Origin of the sequence: Streptomyces tailanensis (assembly GCF_008386495.1) — a bacterium.
Lineage (GTDB): Bacteria > Actinomycetota > Actinomycetes > Streptomycetales > Streptomycetaceae > Streptomyces > Streptomyces tailanensis.
In genome coordinates, this window is record NZ_VTHJ01000053.1 from 5,095 (window position 1) to 22,480 (window position 17,386).

The window sequence follows — 17,386 nt, forward strand, 5'->3', positions numbered from 1 at the left end:
GAGATACGGAGCGCGGCGGAAACGCCTCACCAAGTCCCGCTGGCTGCCGTAATCCCTCCGCAGTCCCGCCTCACGAATCCCCGCAGCGTCCAGACTCCGTTTCCACGCGCTCATGAGCTGATCGTAGGCGTGCCGGTGCGCAGCGCATGAAATTGACTGGGCACACGAGGAACCGGTGGACGTAGCATGAACGGCATGGCACGAGGTATCTGGTCGCAGAAGGTTCGATCCGCCCGCTGACGGCGGCGCCTTCTCCCTGCTGAATCCGCGCTCGCCGTCCCGGTTCCCGCCGGGCGGCCTCTTCTTGCTGCCCGGCTCCACTGCGAGCTGCGGAGCATCCGTTGAACCTCACTCCGACTCCCGGAGCCATGTCCCTGCCCGTCGAGGCGGGCGGTAGTGCACACGTCCGTGCCGAGGGCCTCACTGTCACCCGAGGGTCCCGGCGTGTCCTGAACGACGTCTCGGTCACCGTTTCCGCCCGGTCGCGGGTCGGCGTCGTCGGCGAGAACGGCCGCGGCAAGACGACGCTGCTGCACGTCCTCGCCGGACTGATCACGCCAGACGACGGCACCGTCCACCGGGCAGGCACGATCGGCCTGGCCCGCCAGGAACTGTCCGCGCGGGACGGTGAGACCGTCGGCACCCTGACGTCCGAGGCGCTGGCCGCGTCCCTCGCGTCCCTCGCCGCGCTGGACGAGGCCACCCTCGCCATGACCGAGGGCGACCCCGCCGCCGACGACCGCTACGCCACCGCGCTCGACTCCGCCACCCGACTCGACGCGTGGGACGCCGAACGCCGCGTCGACGTCGCCCTCGAAGCCCTCGGCGCCTGCACCGACCGCGACCGTCCGTTGTCGACGCTGTCGGTCGGGCAGCGCTACCGGGTTCGGTTGGCCTGCCTGCTCGGCGCGCGGCACGACGTCCTGCTGCTCGACGAGCCGACCAACCACCTCGACGCCGACGGACTGGACTTCCTGACCCGCAGGCTGCGCGAGCACGACGGCGGCCTCGCCGTCGTCAGCCACGACCGGGCACTGCTGAGCGACGTCGCCGACCGATTCCTCGACCTCGACCCGACCCGCGACGACAAGCCCCGCCTGTACGCCGGTGGCTACGACGCCTGGCAGGACGCCCGGCGGCGTGAGCGTGAGCGCTGGGAACAGGACCACGAGGAGCAGCAGGCCGAGCACCGGCGGCTGCAGGACGCGGTGTCGAAGGCCCGCGACCGGCTCTCCACCGGCTGGCGGCCGGACAAGGGGACCGGCAAGCACCAGCGCCAGTCCCGCGCACCGGGCGTCGTACAGGCCCTGAAGCGGCAGCAGGACGCTCTGGAGGCGCACCGGATCGACGTACCGGAGCCGCCGCCCGCGTTGCGATGGCCGGACCTGGGTGTCCGGCCGGGTGCGCCGCAGCTGCGGGTACACGGCGTCGCCGTCGACGGGAGGCTGGCGGGCCCGGTCGACCTCACCCTCGACGGCGGCGACCGGCTGCTCGTCACCGGACCGAACGGTGCCGGGAAGTCCACGCTGCTCGCGGTGCTGGCGGGCGCGCTCGAGCCCACGGAGGGGTACGTCCGGACGGTGCGGGGAGCGCGGATCGTCCGGGTCACCCAGGAGACCGCCGAACAGGACCCCGGACTCACCGCCCGCGAGGCGCACGCCCGCCACGTGGGACGGCTGGTGGCCCGTGGCGCACTCCGCGACGCCGACGCCGTCCCCCTCGGGGCGCTCGGTCTGCTGGACTCCGACGCGATGCGCACGCCGGTCGGGCGGATGTCGCAGGGGCAGCAACGGCGCCTCGATCTGGCCCTCGCACTGTCCGCGCGGCCCGCGCTGATCCTGCTCGACGAGCCGACCAACCATCTGTCATCGACCCTTGCCGACGAACTGACCGACGCGATCCGCCACACGAGCGCCACGATCGTCGTCGCGACGCACGACCGACAACTGCTGCGAGACCTCATGGACTGGTCGCGCCTGGAGCTGGGCGAACCCCCGGCACCGGATGCCCCGTCCGGCCCGCCCCGTAAGTAGCCGACCCAGTCAGTCGGTCCTTTCGACGTACGACGCCAGGTTGGCCAGTGAGGAGGCGATGCCGGCCTCGTGTGCCGCTTGGTCGATGCCGGGGGGCACGTCCGTGGCGGTGACGGTCACCTCCGTCCCGTCACGGGCGGCGGCGAGGTGCCAGGTCATGGTCATGGTGCCCGCGTACGAGGGATCGTCGGCCTCGAACACCGCCCGCTGCACCACGCGCTCCGTCGGCACCAGGTCGGCGAACCCGACCTCGACAACGTCCGTCGCATCGGACGTCTTACCGGGGCCGCCGGTGGCGTCGAGATAGGTGAGGACCATCCGGAACCCGCCACCGGGCCGGGGATCCCACCGCTCGATCCACCCTCGCATGCCGTCCGGCGGCAACCAGGCCTCGAGGGACTCCCGGTCGAGGAGGGCACCGTAGACAGCCGCCGGTGGCGCGGCGATCACCCGGCTGACGCGATCGGTCCTGTCCATGGCCCGACCCTAAGGCTTATTCGCGGCTGATTCGACGGCAACCTGACGGTGCGCGGCGGCAACCACTTACCGCACCGGCTTCGCGTACTGCGTACTCGCAGGCGTTCGCAAGCACTGGCAAGGAGAGCCGCACACTTCGCACCCGCAGGGAGAGCCGTATGAGCCGTACGAAGCACACTCACCGCAGGGCATCGGACAGGAAGCCCGCCGGCCTCGGCCGCAAGGCCGTCATGACACTGTCGGCGGCCGCTCTGCTGGCGCTGGTCCCGTCCACAGCGTCGGCCTACCCCAACCCCGGCACGGTCACCGGCGCCACGGTGGTCCACGACCCCACGATGATCCGCACATCGGCGGGCAAGTACCTGCTGTACGCCACCGGCGGCGGCCTGGCCGAACGGTCCTCCACCAACCGGATCGCGTTCACCGCCGGCCGCGACGCGTTCACCACCAAGCCGAGCTGGTGGTCGTCGTACGCGACGGAGGCGTGGGCGCCCGACATCTCGTACCACGGTGGCAAGTACCTGATGTACTACGCGGTTTCGACGTTCGGCTCCAACAAGTCCGCTATCGGCCTGGCCGGTTCGACGACGGGCGAGCCGGGCTCCTGGTCCGACTACGGCATCGTGTACACCTCCACCACCTCCAGCGACTACAACGCCATCGACCCGAACCTCTTCGTGGACGACGACGGCACATGGTGGCTGTCCTTCGGCAGTTGGTGGACCGGGATCAAGGTGATCCAGATCAACCCGTCGACAGGCAAACAGCTGTCCACCAACACCACGCGGTACTCGCTCGCCGCCCGGCCCACCGGCACCAAGGCCGTCGAAGCGCCGTACATCGTGAAACGAGGCGGCTTCTACTACCTCTTCGCCTCGTACGACACCTGCTGCGCCGGCACCAGTTCCACCTACAAGGTCAAGGTCGGCCGGGCGACCAGTGTCACCGGTCCGTACTACGACAAGAGCGGCGTCGCCATGACCAACAACGGCGGCACGCCCGTGCTGGAGTCGCACGGCAGCGTCATCGGACCCGGAGGACAGTCCATCATGAACGACTCGGACGGGGACCTGATCGTCTACCACTACTACGACGGCAACGCGGGCGGCACCCCCAAACTGGGCATCAACCTCCTGAATTGGAGCACCGGATGGCCTGTTGCCTACTGACCTGCGCCCGCCGCGGATGTTCTCGGTGATGCCTCGTCAGGGTTCGGCCGTATGACCGACCGCGTTCTGGAGCTGCTGCGCGTCCGCCCCGATCTGGCCGCACTGGCCGCGTTTGGGTTCGGCTTCGATGTGAGCCGGGGCGTACCACGGGGAGGACGTGCATCTGGCGTCCGGTGCGTCTGTGGAGCCGATCGCCGGGGACGACACCGGCGGTACGCACTTCCTGTGCGGGGGAACGGCCGTGCTCCACGCGTCCTCCGAGGGCGACGCGGTGCTGATCGCGGACAGCGTGGGCGAGGCGCTCCAGATACTCGTCCGGCGGCCGGAGCGGTGCGGACAGGGCTACGCCGAACTGGACGCGCGGCGGGCGGCGTTGCTCAGCGGTCTGGGGCTGCCGGAAGACCGGCCGCCGGCCGAACTGGTCGCCCTGTCGGAGTCGGCCGCCCGTCGCACGGAGCCGGACCACCTCCTGCTCAACTCCCGCGACCTGCGCGCGTACCGGCTGGACGAGTCCTTCCGGCGGCCCTTGCGCGACGTCGTCCTCGGCCCGGGACGCGAGGCGCTGGAGCGGATGCGCTCCGGCGATCGCGGCGCGTGGGGGGAAACGGCTGCCGACCCGGTCCTGCGGGCGGGCGTGTTGCGGGCGGCGCAGTACGACCGCCGGGACGAGGACCTGCCACTGCTGCGTTTCCTGCTGGAGCACGAGAACACCGTGCGGCCCGAGTGGTTCGAGGAACGGCGGCCGACCGCGGTGCTGGTGGCGTCGTACGGCCGGCAGGCGGACGTTCCGCTGCTGCGGTCGGCCACCACCGGGCAGGTCACCGACCGCGCCGGAGCCGTGGAGTGGGCCCGCGCCGAGGAGGCGAAGCGATACGGGCGGGACGTGGCCGCGGAGAGCGAGTTCACCTGGATCGAGCTGGCGCACCGGCAGGGTCGTGTCGAGCATGCCCCGGTCGCGCTCATCCGCCTGCTGGACGACACGGGCCCGGACGCCGACCGGCTCCGGGAGCTGAGCCGCGCGCTGGAGCGCATCGGCGACCACGCACAGGCGGCCCGCGCCCAGTCCGCCCTCCTCTCCCTTCAGGACACGGCATGGGACCGGGCCGCGGAGTCGTACGTCCTCGCCCGCCTGGAACGCCGAAAAGGCGACCTTGCGGCAGCCGGGCGCGCGCTGGAGCGGGCCCGGGCAGCGGTCGGCGCCGACGGCACCACCAGGCCGGACGCCGGCCCGGACGACGTGGTTCGCGAGTGGCACCGCCGAGGGCTCGGCCGCCTGATCACGGAGCAGCACCTGGAGTTGACCCTCGCAGCGGTCGAGGCGGGCGATACCGAACTCGCGCGTACGACGATGGCGTACAGCAAGCGCCTGCTGGGCGTGATCGGCAAGGAGTCGGCGAAGGCACTCAGCGGGCTGTGCACCCGGGCGAAATGGGCGGTGGCCGGCCTCCGCCGGAGGGACGCCTCCTGACGCCTCGGGACCGGTCCCGTGAGTCGGATCGCATGCTTCGGCCATGGCCCCCTCTCCTCGCCATGTCGCCCTGACCATCGGCGCACTTGCCGCGCTCGTGGGATGCTCCACGTCCTCGGGTTCGGAAGATCCGTCCGTCCCACCGTCCCGGACCGGCGAGTCGACGGCGGTGTCCCCGCCGAGTCCACGACCTCCCACGGTTTCGCCCACACCATCGCCGCCCTCCTCTCCCGTCTCTCCGACCCCTTCTGCCTCCCCGGCCGACGGAACACGGCTGTCGGCATGCGCCGACGGGCAGTGCGAGGTCAGTGTGCGGGCGGGCGACGAGGTCCCGGTTCCGGAGGACCCTTTCGGCGCTCCCGTCATGAACGTGACGAAGATCGAGAACGGCGAGGTGACCCTTGAATGGCGGCGTGACGACGGGTCGCGCACCAGCATCACGCTGCTGTCGCCGGACGGCGGGCTGCAACTCGATGGGTACGACCTGACCGTCACCGCGCAGGGGAAGCGGGCGGTGCTCCGGATCACCAAGTCGGACACAGCCGCACGGTGACTCACGCCAGTTTCGAAGCCGAACACCCTTACAACAACGCACCCTTACAACAGCACACCCTTACAGGGAGGAAACCCATGCCAGGCACTCGTACCTGCGTGCTGGCGGGCATCACCGCGGCCGTTTCGACGGCCGCGCTGACGCTGCCCGCCCAAGCCGCCACCTCGGCCCCGCACGAGCGGGCGGCCGCCCGGTGCGCGTACCCGTCCGAGGTCCTGGACCTGTCCAACTGGAAGCTGACCCTGCCCACGGGCGAGGACGAGGACCCCACCGAGATCCGACAGCCGAAGCTGGCGACCTTCTCCGCCGATCCCTGGTTCAAGGTCAACGCCGCCTGTGACGCGGTCCGGTTCCGGGCCGCAGTCAACGGCGTGACGACGGGAGGTTCCAGCTACCCGCGGGCCGAGCTGCGGGAGATGACCGAGGACGGCAGTGACGAAGCCGCCTGGTCCACGACGGACGGCAAGCACACCCTCGTCGTCACCGAGGCGTTCACGGCACTGCCCAAGAAGAAGCCGCAGGTGGTCGGCGCGCAGGTGCACGGCGGGGACGACGACGTCACGGTCTTCCGCCTCGACGGCAGCAAGCTCTACATCACCGACGGCGACGACAGCCGCCACCACCTCGTCACCGACGACTACGAACTGGGCACCGAGTTCGAGGCCAGGTTCGTCGCGGAGGACGGCGAGATCGACGTGTACTACAACGGGGATCTGCAGACCACGATCTCCCACGACGGCGACACCAACTACTTCAAGGCGGGGGCCTACACACAGGCCAACTGCGACAACTCCGATCCGTGCAGCGCCAAGAACTACGGCGAGGTCCGCATCTCCGGTATCAAGGTCACCCACTCCTGACGACAAGGCCGTGCTCCCCACCGAGAGCGGTGGGGAGCACGGCCCGCATTACGGCACTTCTCGGCGGCTACCGGGGCGCGGCCGCCTCCTCCTTGGTGCCGTTACGGCGGATCCGCTCCCGGACCAACGAGATCGCGATCACCACCGCGGCGACGAGCACCGAGAGCAGCACCTGACTCCGGCCGCCGCCCTCCTTGCCGTCGGTGAGCATGTAGACGAGCACGAAGGAGATCATCGCGATCGTCGCCCATGTCAGATACGGGAACAGCCACATGCGTACGACGAGCTTCTCGGGGCTCTCGCGCAGGATGATCCCCCGCATCTTCAGCTGCGAGAAGCAGATGACCAGCCACACGAAGAGCGCGACCGCGCCCGAGGAGTTCAGCAGGAACTGGAAGACCGTGTCCGGCCACAGGTAGTTGAAGGCGACCGCGACGAAGCCGAAGACCACGGAGGCCAGGATCGCGGTCTGTGGGACACCCCGGCTGTTCGTCCGGACGAAGGACTGCGGGGCGTCGCCGCGCTGGCCGAGCGAGAAGGCCATGCGGGAGGCGGTGTAGAGGCCGGAGTTGAGACAGGACAGTACGGCGGTCAGCACGATGAAGTTCATGATCTGGCCGGCGTGCGGGATGCCGATCGAGTCGAGGGCGGCGACGTAGGAGCCTTTCTCCTCGACCGAGGGGTCGTTCCACGGCAGCAGGGCGACCACGACGAGGATCGAGCCGACGTAGAAGACACCGACCCGCCAGATCACGCTCCGGGTGGCCTTGGCGACCGCGCGCTGCGCGTCCGGGGACTCACCGGCGGCGAGGGTGACGATCTCGCTGCCCATGAAGGAGAAGACGACCAGCAGGATGCCGGTGAGGATCGCGCCGGGCCCGTTCGGCAGGAAACCGCCGTGTTCGGTGAGATTGGTGAAGCCCGTCGCGGCGTTGTCGGAGCCGGGCAGTACACCGAAGATGGCCAGGCCGCCGACGAGGATGAAGCCACTGATGGCGACGACCTTGATGCCGGCGAACCAGAACTCGAACTCGCCGAAGGAGCCGACCGAGGCCAGGTTGGTGGCGGTGAGGACCACCATCACGATCAGCGCCCAGGCCCACTGCGGTACGGCCGGCACCCAGCTCTCCAGGATGACGGCACCCGCGGTCGCCTCCACGGCCAGCACGACGACCCAGAAGAACCAGTACAGCCAGCCGATCGAGAAGCCGGCCCAGCGACCGAGCGCCCGGTCGGCGTAGGCGGAGAAGGAGCCGGAACTCGGATTCGCCGCCGCCATCTCGCCCAGCATGCGCATGACGAAGACGACCAGGGCGCCGACCAGCACGTACGACACCAGGATGCCGGGGCCGGCGGCGGCGATACCGGAGGCGGAGCCCACGAAGAGACCGGCGCCGATCACCCCGCCGATGGCGATCATCGACAGATGGCGGTTCTTGAGACCGGCCCGCAGACCTGCCTGCTGCTCCGGAGGCCGACCACCCGTGGGAGGAGCGGTGTCGGGGGCCAGAGAATCAGGGGGACGTGTAGTCATGTCGACATCCATTGCGTGGTTGGGAGGGCCATGCTTCGGTGGGGGACGAGCCAGCCGGGTGTGAGCGGGGCAGGGGAGGGCACGGTCCTGACGATTCCCGAAATCGATCACGGTCTCGATCACGGCCTGGAGCGGTGTCCGGATGCCGTGACGTGGTCGTCACCGCATGTCCGCGCTTCGCTCGTCTCCTTGTGGGAGGTGGACCGCATCCCGGGCTGCATCACCTGCGGAAATGGATTTGCGCAAGCGTATGGGGCGTCAGGGGGCAGGGTGTTTGTTCCCGAGGACAAAGTCGCGCCCGATGGCTGTCCGATCGGCCAATGCGGTGCCGGGTTCGGACGGGGCTCAGACGGTCGGCGGCAGCCGCAGCTGGAGCATGGCCAGCAGACGCTGGTCGGGGCGGCTCAGATCGAGACCGGTCAGCTCCTCGGCCCGGCGGATGCGGTAGCGCAGGGTGTTGGGATGCACGTGCAGCTGGGCGGCGGCCGCCCGGACGTCACCGAAGGAATTCAGGTACGCCAGCAGGGACTCGGCGAGTCGGCCCTGGTGCCGGTCATCGTGCGCGACAAGGGCGGTCAGCCGGTGATCCCGTATCTCGGGATGGGCGGAAAGCAGGGTCAGCACTTCGCTGACCACCACCTCCGCCTGGATGTCCTCCAGCGCGGCGACCGCGACGGACACATCGGCTCCGACCATGGCGTCGAGGATGCGGTCGGCCTCCCGGCGCGACTCGGGGGCGTCCCCGAGCCCGGGCACCACGCAGCCGATCGAGCCGCGCAGCGGCAGGCCGAGGTGGCGGCGCGCGGCGTCGGTGACCTCCTGGCCCCAGCCCCGCAGTATGTCCGTGTCGATGCTGCGGGGCAGCTGGGGCAGGAGTACGTAGATACGGGGATCGAGCTGGGTGACCAGCGCGCTGCGGTGCCGGGCGGCGATGTGCACGGAGATCAGGTTGGTGACCTCGGTGTGGGTCAGCTCTGGTGCGGCACCGGCGGGGCTCGTCTCCGGCGCGGCGACGACCTGTGCGGTCCCGTACGAGAAGCCCAGGACGGCGGCCGGGCAGGTGGCGTCGAATCCCAGGTGGGTGGCCAGCGGCTGTGGCCCGGTGCTTCCCTCCAGAAGTCCGGCCAGCAGGGTCCGGGTGAGCGTCAGGTCCTCGGAGAGCTCCCGGCGGCGGCGTACCAGGTGGTGCGCGGCCACCCGGGCGGCGCCGAGCAGTGCCTGCTCGGAGTGTTCGGACAATGGCGTCGAACCCTCCTGCACCCAGATCGTTCCCAGCTGCCGCTCCCCGGACCGGATGGCCACCGCGAGCCGGCGGCGGATCCCCAGCTCCGGGTGGCTGTCGATGCCGATCACCTGGTCGCTGGAGTGCAGATGCTGGAACACACCCCACTCGCGCAGCTTCGCCAGATACGCCTCCGGCCCCTGCCAGCCGAGGATGGAGCGCCGCCGCAGGTCGTCGATCTCGTCGGAGTCGGTGGAGCGGGAGTAGGCCAGCACCCGGTTCGCGGCGTCCTCGATGCTGACGATGCCACTGGTCAGGACTGCGGTGGTCTGGGCGAGCGAGAACAGATCGCCCTCCTGGTCACCTTCGCCGGGAGGGCCCGCAGGCGCGTCGTCGAGGGCGGCGCGGGCCAGCGCGTTCACCTGTTCCCAACGCGCCTCACCGCGCAACGACAGCAGAGCCACCCCGGCCTCGGCGGCGGTCTCGCTGAGCGCCGCGGCCTGCCCTGGACCGTCCAGCTTGACCACGACGGCGGCCGCTCCGTCACGCGCGGCGGCCCGCAGCGCGGGAAAGGCCGCCCGGCCACGGGCACCGATGACGAGGACCAACTCGCCCGGCTCGGCCGTCGGCGGGTCCTCGGGATCCAGCAGGGCGACGCCTCGGATCTCGACGTCCAGCCCGGCGGGAGCGGCCTGCACCTCCACCAGCGAGTCACCCAGCGCCATCAGCAACTGGCGCAGGCTGATGCCCGCTGTGGCCGGAGACACCGCGGCCGGATCCATGAACGCCGCCTCTGCTGGGAACCACGCCGGACCCTGATGCTAACCGTCCGGGCGACGGCGGTCGTACCGGGCAGAGCGCCCGATCCATAAACGGTCACGTCACAGGCGGATGACGACCAGGGCCGTGTCGTCGGCGTTGCCGGTGGGCGGAAGGAGGTCCGCCAGGAGGGCGTCGGCCAGGACCTCCGGGTCGGCGTGCCGGTGGCGGGTGAGGGAGTCGGTGAGGCGGGCCAGGCCGGTGTCGATGTCCTCGGTACGGCGTTCGATCAGGCCGTCGGTGTACATGACCAGGGTGGCGCCCTCGGTGAAGGGCGTCTGGGCCTGAGGGCGGGGGAGATGTTCGGGGCGGGCGGACAGCGGCGGGTCGGTGGCCTGGTCGAGGAAGGTCACGGTGCCGTCGGGGTGCACGAGCACGGGCGGCGGGTGCCCGGCGCAGCTGTAGGTGATGGTGTGGTCGTCCCAGTCGATGAACGTGGTCACGACGGTGGTCGATTCGGCGCCCTCGACGGAGCGGGCGTACAGGCCGAGGGCCTCCAGGGCCTCGGCGGGGCCGTCGGTGACGCGGCAGGCCGCGCTCAGCGCGCTGCGCAGCTGTCCCATGGCGCAGGCCGCGGCGAGACCGTGGCCGACGACGTCCCCGACGGCGACCGCCAGGCTCTCGCCGGGCAGGTCGACCAGGTCGTACCAGTCGCCGCACACGTTCAGGGCGCCGACGGCGGGGCGGTAGCGCACGGCGGCCCCGTGCCGCCCGGTCGGGCCGGGTGAGGGCAGCATCGCCGCCTGCAGGGCCAGGGCGACCTCGCGTTCCCGCGCGTGTGCCTTGCGCAGGCGGTCGTTGACCTCCTGCAGTTCGCGGGCGCGCGTGTAGAGCTCGGCCTCCAGCACGCGGGCCCGGTCGGTGTCACCGCCCGGGCCGCCGCGGGCGCGCATGAGTTCGGTGATCTCTTCCACCCTGTGCACGATGAGTACCACGCGGCCCTCGGCGTCGAGGACGGGCGCGTTGACCGGGCTCCAGTAGTGCTCCTCCCAGCGGCCGGGCCGCTCGGGATCCTCGATGTCGTAGCGGAGCAGCGCCATGGTGTCCCGCTCGCCGGTGGCCACGACCCGCAGCATCGACGCCTGCGTCTCGCGCCTGCCGGCCGCGGCCGGGTCGTTCGGGTTCTCGGGGAAGACGTCGAAGATGTAGCGGCCCACGAGCTGCTCGCGGGTGCGGCCGGCCAGGCGCTGGAAGTCCTCGTTGGCATCCGCGTACACCAGGTCGGGGGTCAGGAGTGCCACCATGCCGGGCAGGGCCTGGAAGACCGCCGCATAGTCGATCCGCGGTTCCCTCATGTACTGCCTGCCTCGACACGGGTAGCCATTGCGTGATCTTTCACCATAGACAGTGATCACGCCACGAGGCCGGAGAGCTGCTCCCTATGGGTCAATCTCCGGATCAATGTGCGACCCGACACGATTCGAAACATTTGGCATATTCGGTGCATGAGGACCACTCACGGCCGCTTGCGGCTCCTGTTGAGGAGTTGGAAGCCCGAGATGATCTGGTAGATGCCGTAGAGCATCGGCCCCCAGGTCACGAAGTACGCGCCCGCGCCGCGGACTTGCTCGTGTGTGGTGACGGCGACGAGCAGGCCCCCGATGAGCCAGGCCACACCGAACTCGATGGAGCGTTTGCCCCTCGTCTCCCAGCGGGCCTGTTGCTCGGGGGAGGCGCCGTTGTACGGCGTGGTCGAACTCCCGTACGGGCGTACGTCATTGTCAGCCAACTTGGTCCCTGAGTCGATGAAGATGTCCTGGCCCAGCCGTCCCTGGCAGGCTGGTCGGACGATCCCCTCGCGCCGCCCGACCCGGCCTTCGGCTGTACGGCGGGGAGGCTATCGACCGATGGCCGGCGCGGTCTTGGACGAATTTGCTCTCGCCGGGAGAGCCAGTGCCCCTTCCACGCGGCGGGCGGCCACCATCTGTCCGGGGGTGGTACCGGCGATGGCCCGGAACTCCCGGTTGAGGTGCGCCTGGTCGTAGAAGCCGCAGGCCGTCGAGATCTCGGTCAGGCTCGCGGCCCCGCGGTTGAGCAGCGCCACGGCGTGGCGGAAACGCAGGATCCGGGCCGCCCCCTTGGGCGTCAGCCCGATCTGCTGGGTGAACCGCCGGATCAAGTACCCCTGGCTCCACCCCACCTCGGCGGCGATACAGGAGATCGGGATCGCCCCCGCGCTGCCGGAGAGCAGCCGCCAGGCATGGCCGACCTCGGGCGCGGGCTCCGGGCCGCGCCCGAGCCGGGCGAGCAACGCCGCGTCCAGCAGGTCGAACCTGGCCGCCCAGTCCGGGCTGGACGCCAGCCGCTCCACCAGCGTCCCGGCTTCGGGGCCCAGAACGTCCTGGATCCCGACGGCCAGATTCGTCAACTCGCTCATCGGCATGCCGAACAGCCGGTAGGCGCCCAGCGGCGTGAACTCGACGCGGATCGCCTCCTGGCCGCCGGGATGCACACAGGTCGCCGGCCGGTCCTCCAGCCCCACCACCAGCGACCCGATGTTCCCGCTGACGCCGTCCGGTACGCCCAGCCGCCGGACCTCGGAGAACGGCTCCGCGAGGTTGATCAACAGGGTCGCACGCCCGGACGGCACCACCCGCGCCTCGTACGGTGAGGTCACCGCTTCCCCGTAACCGGCGTAGCTGCGCAGGAACGGCCGCAGCCCCGGATGCCAGGGCCGGGTGACCCGCCACAGACCACCGAGCCGCGCGAACTCGACCGCACCGACGCCCGTCATGCCACCGTGTGCACCAGAAAGCATGGCAACAGATCGTTCCGCATGCTTCACCGTATCCAAGGCGCCACGCCCAACTCACCGACATGGAAGTGAAGTCGAGACACAGGTGAACGCGGAATGCGGAATCGATGAAGGGAAGGGACGTCGCTCAGGCCGAGGGCGGGCAGAACTCGGCCGAGACGACGTTCTTGCCGCCGCCGACCCAGTCGCCGTTGAAGTTCAGCGTGATCATGTGGCGGCCGTCCTTGGTACCGAAGGCCTGGGTGGAGGAGCCGTGGATACCGCCGGAGTGCCCCCAGACCTTGACCCCGCAGGTCGTCTCGTACTCGATGAGGCCCAGGCCGTAGCGCTGGCGCGGCAGATTGCCCTCGGTCGAGACCGTGCTCGTCATCTGCTGGAGTTGGGCGGGGCGCAGCAGCCTGCCGCCGAAGAGGGCGGCGTAGAAGCGGTTGAGGTCGGAGGAGTTGGTGACCATCTCGCCCGCCGCCCAGGCCCAGGACGGGTTGAGCTCGGTCACGTCGTAGGTCTTGCCCGGGTCCTCCGTGAAGGTGGAGTAGTGCCGGGTGGGCGCGGGCACGTGCGGATCGGTGCCGGGGAAGTACGTGGCGCGCATCCCGAGCGGCCCGGTGACGCGCCGCTCGATCTCCTCGGCGTAGGGCCTGCCGGTCAGCCTCTCGATGATCAGCCCGAGCAGGAGGTAGTTGGTGTTGGAGTACTTCCAGGAGGTGCCGGGCTCGAACTGGGGAGGGTTCTGCAGGGCGAGCGCGATGACCTGCTGCGGAGTCCAGTCGTCGTAGCGGGAGTTGAGGAACTCGATGCCCAGCACCTTCTTCGCGAACGTGGCGTCCTCGGTGAAGTTGAAGACGCCACTGGTGTGGTTCATCAGCTGACGCACCGTGATCTTCGTGCCGTCGTGGCCGTTGCCCCGTACGAGTCCGGGCAGGTAGCGGTCGACCGTGGCGTCGAGGTCGGCTCTGCCCTCCGCCTGGAGTTGGAGCATGACGGTCGCCACCAGCGACTTGGTGACGCTTCCCGAGCGGAACCGGTCACCGTACCCGCGCGGCTGTTCCGTGGTGAGGTCGGCGACGCCCGAAGTGCCCTTCCACACGCCGTGGGTGTCGCGTACTTCGGCCACGACTCCCGGCACGCCCGCGGCGACGGCCGCGTCCATGGTGGCCTGGGTGGCGTCATGCCCCACCTGCCGGGTCTCGGCGGCGGCCACCGCGCCGCCGGCCGCGGCCGCGGGCGTGGTCAGCAGAGCCGTACCTGCCGCCGCGATCGCTGTCACGCCCACCAGCGTCGTCCGTATCAGGCGTGTCGACATGTGCACCAACCTCTCTCGGCATGCGGGACACGCATCGTGCCGACCACCCCTAACAGGCCCCTAACAGGCCGATAACAGCGATGATGTGATGCTCTTTGATCACCGCCCGGTGCTGAGCGAGGATGGCCCGGTGAGGTTCGCGGTACTGGGGTCATTGACGGCAGCCGACGACGACGGTGTGGCCGTTGTCGTCGGAGGGGTGAAGCCCCGTACGCTGCTCGCCGTCCTGCTGCTCGATCCGAACCGCACGGTTCCTCTGGACACGGTGATGGCGATGTTGTGGGGAGAGGATCCGCCGCCGACGGCCACCGCCTCGCTGCACAACCACGTCGCCCGGCTGCGGCGCAGCCTCGGCGACGCCGACGGCACACGGCTGCGCACCATGAACCACGGTCTCGAACTCCGTGTCGAAGAGGGGGAGTTGGACCACCCCGTGTTCGAGGGGCAGGTGCGTCGGGCGCAGGAGGCCCGCAGCCGGGGGGACTGGGAGGCGGCTGAGCACGACGCACGTACCGCGTTGGCGCTGTGGCGCGGCGCACCGTTCGCCGACGTGCCCGCCCTCGCCGGCCACCCCGTCCTGACGTTCCTCCAGGAGCAGCGGCTGCAGGCGCTCGAATGCCGCTACGAGGCCCTCCTGCACCTCGACCGCCTCGACGGGCTCGCCGCCGAACTGGGCGTCCTGGTCAAGGAGCATCCGTTCCGGGAGACGCTGCACCGCCAGCTGATCCTCGTCCTCGGCCGCACGGACCGCCAGGCCGAAGCACTGGCCGTCTTCGGGACCCTCCGCCGGACCCTGATCGAGGAACTCGGCGTGGATCCCGGCCCGGCCGTCCAGGACGCCCACCGGGAGGTGCTCCGCGGCACAGCCGTCCGGCACGGCCAACCGCCCGCACACGCCGCCCCGTCCACGGGGTTTCCCCTGCGGCTGGCGCAACTTCCCGCATCGCCCGGCGAGTTCGTCGGCCGCGCCGAGCACATCGCCGAGATCCGCTCCGCCCTGGAGTCCGACCGAAGCCGCACCGCGCTCGCCGTGATCAGCGGAATGCCGGGCGTGGGCAAGACGGGCCTCGCCCTGCACATCGCGGAACAGCTCTCCCACGCGTTCCCGGACGGACAGCTCTACCTCAACCTGCACGGAGCCACACCGGGCGTAGCCCCCCTCGCACCCGCCGACGCCCTCGCCGCCCTCCTGCACGGCCTGGGGGTCGACGCCCGGCGGATCCCGTGCGACGTGGCGGCCGGCTCCGCCCTGCTGCGCTCCGCGCTCGCCCCCACCCGCACGCTGCTCGTCCTCGACGACGCGGCCTCGGTGACCCAGGTACGTCCCCTGCTGCCGGCTGGCGCCGGCTGCGCCGTACTGCTGACCAGCAGAAAGCCGCTGGCCACCTTGGGAGCCTCCACGCACATCCGACTGGACCCGCTCCCACCGCGGGACAGCGCCCTTCTGCTGGAGCGGGCCTCGGGCCGGTCCTGGGCCGAGGCCGACGCCGGACCGGTCGCCGATCTGGCGGCCCTGTGCGGCCACTTGCCCCTGGCGCTGCGAGTGTGCGCCGCCCGCCTGAGGAGCCGCAGGACGCTCCCCGTCCGGAAACTGGCGGAACGCCTCGCCCGGCAGGAGGACCGCCTAAACCACCTCGAACTGGAGGACCTCAGCGTCCGCCGCTCCCTGACGGCGGCCCACGAGGCGCTCCTCGGCTCGGCCGACCCGCGCGACGGGGACGCTGCCACGGCCCTCGTCCTCATCGGCGCCCTGGACCTGCCCGAGTACGGCGCACCACTCATGGCCACCGCCATGGACTCCACCGAGTGGGGCGCCGAACAGGCCCTCGACCGCCTGGTGGAGGTGGCACTGCTCCAGGAGGCGGGCTGGGGCCGCTACGTTCCGCACGACCTGGTCCGCGACTTCGCCCGCGAGCCAGGGCGCGCGCAGAACGGGAACGTCGACGCCGTCGAACGGTCCCTGCGCTGGTACGAGCAGCTGCTCGCGCAGTGCGCCGCGGCCCTACGACCAGGCCGTGGGCGAGCGCCCGAGCAGCCCGGGGGCGATACGGCCTTCGCCGGCGCCGCGGCGGCACTCGCCTGGGGCGACGTGGAAGCGGCGAACCTGCTCTTCCTGGCCGGCTCCGGTGCGCACGGGCGCCTGGGTCCGACCCGCACCGTGGACCTGATCCACGCCCTGTTCCCCTATCTGCACGACCGTGGCCGCGCGCAGGACCTCGAACGTCTGACGCGTCGTGCCATCACCCTCGCCAGGGCCGGCGGCGACGGCGCCGCCGAGGCACGGGCGCTGGGCCAACTCGCCTCCGCGCACTACTCCGTCGGACACGTCCGACAGGCGCTGCTCCTGCTGGACGAGGCCGTGGAGCTCAGCGAGCACCTCCGCGACGACGCGGCCCAAATGCGTCACCTGGGCAACCGGGCCGCGCTGCTGAGGGAACTCGGCCGGGACACCGAGGCCCGGACGACACTGGCACGGTGTCTCGCACTGCGCCCCGCCGCCCTCACTCCCGCTGACGAAGCGGTGCTCCTCGGACACCAGGGCTACGTGGCCGAACCCACCGACCCGCGTGCGGCCCTGTCGTTCCACCGGCGCAGCAGAGAACTCGCCCGCGAGGCCGGCAGCACCGTGATCGAGCAGGTCGCCCTGTGCAACGCGGGCCGCGCCCACCTGTCCCTCGGCGAGCCCGCCCAGGCCCTGCGACGTTTCGACGAGGCGCTGCGTGTCATGGGCTCCGGCGCGGCCCACTGGAACGCGGAGCGGGAGACCCGCCTGGGCCGAGCCCAGTCCCTGCGCGCGCTGGGCCGCCTCGAACCGGCCCGGGAGGCATGCGAGGCGCTGCTCGAGGAAGCCACCGCCCGCGGCGACTCGTACGGCCGAGGCCTCGCCGAGCACGAGCTGGGCCACGTCCTGAGGGCACTCGGCGACGAACAGGCGGCCCAGCCCCGCTGGCACAGCGCGCTGTCCGCCCTGGAAGGCACGGACGCGCACGCACTCGCCGAACTGCGCACCCTGACGGCGTCCGCGCCAAGCATTGTCGACAACTGACGCGGGGCCACCACCGGCCGAGCCAGGCCGAATGGGGAACCGAACACGAGGCGGTGGTCCTGCACGGCCGTCGACCCGGTGCCCGGCTCGGCGGCGTAGAAGGGGGAGCCGAGGAAGCCGTAGCGGGGGAGTCGCGGCCTCGGCCCG

At 70.8% G+C, this 17,386-nt stretch carries 13 protein-coding genes; 6 read left to right on the top strand and 7 right to left on the bottom strand.

The window, feature by feature from the left end; all coding sequences use genetic code 11:
- The first annotated feature begins 368 nt into the window (after positions 1–368).
- Complete coding sequence (locus F3T56_RS33825) at positions 369–2,033, top strand: ABC-F family ATP-binding cassette domain-containing protein (protein ID WP_246204162.1); 1,665 nt, start codon at positions 369–371, stop codon at positions 2,031–2,033.
- 9 nt (positions 2,034–2,042) lie between these two features.
- Here F3T56_RS33825 and F3T56_RS33830 read toward each other — a convergent pair whose 3' ends face one another.
- Entirely contained in the window at positions 2,043–2,510 is a 468-nt protein-coding gene (locus F3T56_RS33830) for an SRPBCC family protein (RefSeq protein ID WP_149829170.1), read from the bottom strand.
- A gap of 230 nt (positions 2,511–2,740) precedes the next feature.
- Between F3T56_RS33830 and F3T56_RS33835 the strand changes: the two genes are divergently transcribed.
- From F3T56_RS33835 to F3T56_RS33850, 4 genes are all read left to right on the top strand, one after another.
- Complete coding sequence (locus tag F3T56_RS33835) at positions 2,741–3,679, top strand: arabinan endo-1,5-alpha-L-arabinosidase (protein WP_172639272.1); 939 nt, start codon at positions 2,741–2,743, stop codon at positions 3,677–3,679.
- Positions 3,680–3,836: 157 nt separating this feature from the next.
- A complete protein-coding gene (locus tag F3T56_RS33840; protein ID WP_149829172.1) occupies positions 3,837–5,147 on the top strand; it encodes a tetratricopeptide repeat protein in 1,311 nt (436 codons plus the stop codon).
- Between the two features lie 364 nt (positions 5,148–5,511).
- Entirely contained in the window at positions 5,512–5,700 is a 189-nt protein-coding gene (locus F3T56_RS33845) for a hypothetical protein (protein WP_149829173.1), read from the top strand.
- A gap of 77 nt (positions 5,701–5,777) precedes the next feature.
- Positions 5,778–6,560: a polysaccharide lyase family 7 protein gene (locus tag F3T56_RS33850; RefSeq protein WP_149829174.1), complete on the top strand. Its 783-nt coding sequence runs from the start codon at positions 5,778–5,780 to the stop codon at positions 6,558–6,560.
- A gap of 67 nt (positions 6,561–6,627) precedes the next feature.
- Here F3T56_RS33850 and F3T56_RS33855 read toward each other — a convergent pair whose 3' ends face one another.
- The 6 genes from F3T56_RS33855 to F3T56_RS33880 form a co-directional block, all read right to left on the bottom strand.
- The gene (locus F3T56_RS33855) at positions 6,628–8,094 is read right to left on the bottom strand and encodes an amino acid permease (protein WP_149829175.1); all 1,467 of its coding nucleotides are present in this window, start codon (positions 8,092–8,094) and stop codon (positions 6,628–6,630) included.
- Positions 8,095–8,439: 345 nt separating this feature from the next.
- Positions 8,440–10,098 (bottom strand): PucR family transcriptional regulator, encoded by a 1,659-nt coding sequence (locus F3T56_RS33860; protein ID WP_246204164.1) that lies wholly within the window; start codon positions 10,096–10,098, stop codon positions 8,440–8,442.
- Between the two features lie 99 nt (positions 10,099–10,197).
- On the bottom strand, positions 10,198–11,430 hold the full coding sequence (locus F3T56_RS33865) for a PP2C family protein-serine/threonine phosphatase (protein ID WP_149829176.1): 1,233 nt from the start codon (positions 11,428–11,430) through the stop codon (positions 10,198–10,200).
- Between the two features lie 161 nt (positions 11,431–11,591).
- On the bottom strand, positions 11,592–11,864 hold the full coding sequence (locus tag F3T56_RS33870; RefSeq protein ID WP_149829177.1) for a hypothetical protein: 273 nt from the start codon (positions 11,862–11,864) through the stop codon (positions 11,592–11,594).
- A gap of 108 nt (positions 11,865–11,972) precedes the next feature.
- The gene (locus F3T56_RS33875) at positions 11,973–12,893 is read right to left on the bottom strand and encodes a helix-turn-helix domain-containing protein (protein WP_149829178.1); all 921 of its coding nucleotides are present in this window, start codon (positions 12,891–12,893) and stop codon (positions 11,973–11,975) included.
- A gap of 124 nt (positions 12,894–13,017) precedes the next feature.
- Positions 13,018–14,193: a serine hydrolase domain-containing protein gene (locus F3T56_RS33880; protein ID WP_149829179.1), complete on the bottom strand. Its 1,176-nt coding sequence runs from the start codon at positions 14,191–14,193 to the stop codon at positions 13,018–13,020.
- Between the two features lie 130 nt (positions 14,194–14,323).
- Here F3T56_RS33880 and F3T56_RS33885 point away from each other — a divergent pair, with 130 nt between their 5' ends.
- Entirely contained in the window at positions 14,324–17,239 is a 2,916-nt protein-coding gene (locus F3T56_RS33885; protein WP_246204167.1) for an AfsR/SARP family transcriptional regulator, read from the top strand.
- Positions 17,240–17,386 lie beyond the last annotated feature (147 nt).

Excerpts from the sequence above, each read along its gene's own strand:
- F3T56_RS33835 (WP_172639272.1), top strand. The coding sequence starts at position 2,741 with ATGACACTGTCGGCGGCCGCTCTGCTGGCGCTGGTCCCGTCCACAGCG.
- F3T56_RS33880 (WP_149829179.1), bottom strand. The coding sequence starts at position 14,193 with ATGTCGACACGCCTGATACGGACGACGCTGGTGGGCGTGACAGCGATC.
- F3T56_RS33845 (WP_149829173.1), top strand. The coding sequence starts at position 5,512 with ATGAACGTGACGAAGATCGAGAACGGCGAGGTGACCCTTGAATGGCGG.
- F3T56_RS33875 (WP_149829178.1), bottom strand. The coding sequence starts at position 12,893 with ATGCTTTCTGGTGCACACGGTGGCATGACGGGCGTCGGTGCGGTCGAG.
- F3T56_RS33850 (WP_149829174.1), top strand. The coding sequence starts at position 5,778 with ATGCCAGGCACTCGTACCTGCGTGCTGGCGGGCATCACCGCGGCCGTT.
- F3T56_RS33860 (WP_246204164.1), bottom strand. The coding sequence starts at position 10,098 with ATGGATCCGGCCGCGGTGTCTCCGGCCACAGCGGGCATCAGCCTGCGC.
- F3T56_RS33830 (WP_149829170.1), bottom strand. The coding sequence starts at position 2,510 with ATGGACAGGACCGATCGCGTCAGCCGGGTGATCGCCGCGCCACCGGCG.
- F3T56_RS33855 (WP_149829175.1), bottom strand. The coding sequence starts at position 8,094 with ATGACTACACGTCCCCCTGATTCTCTGGCCCCCGACACCGCTCCTCCC.
- F3T56_RS33825 (WP_246204162.1), top strand. The coding sequence starts at position 369 with ATGTCCCTGCCCGTCGAGGCGGGCGGTAGTGCACACGTCCGTGCCGAG.
- F3T56_RS33865 (WP_149829176.1), bottom strand. The coding sequence starts at position 11,430 with ATGAGGGAACCGCGGATCGACTATGCGGCGGTCTTCCAGGCCCTGCCC.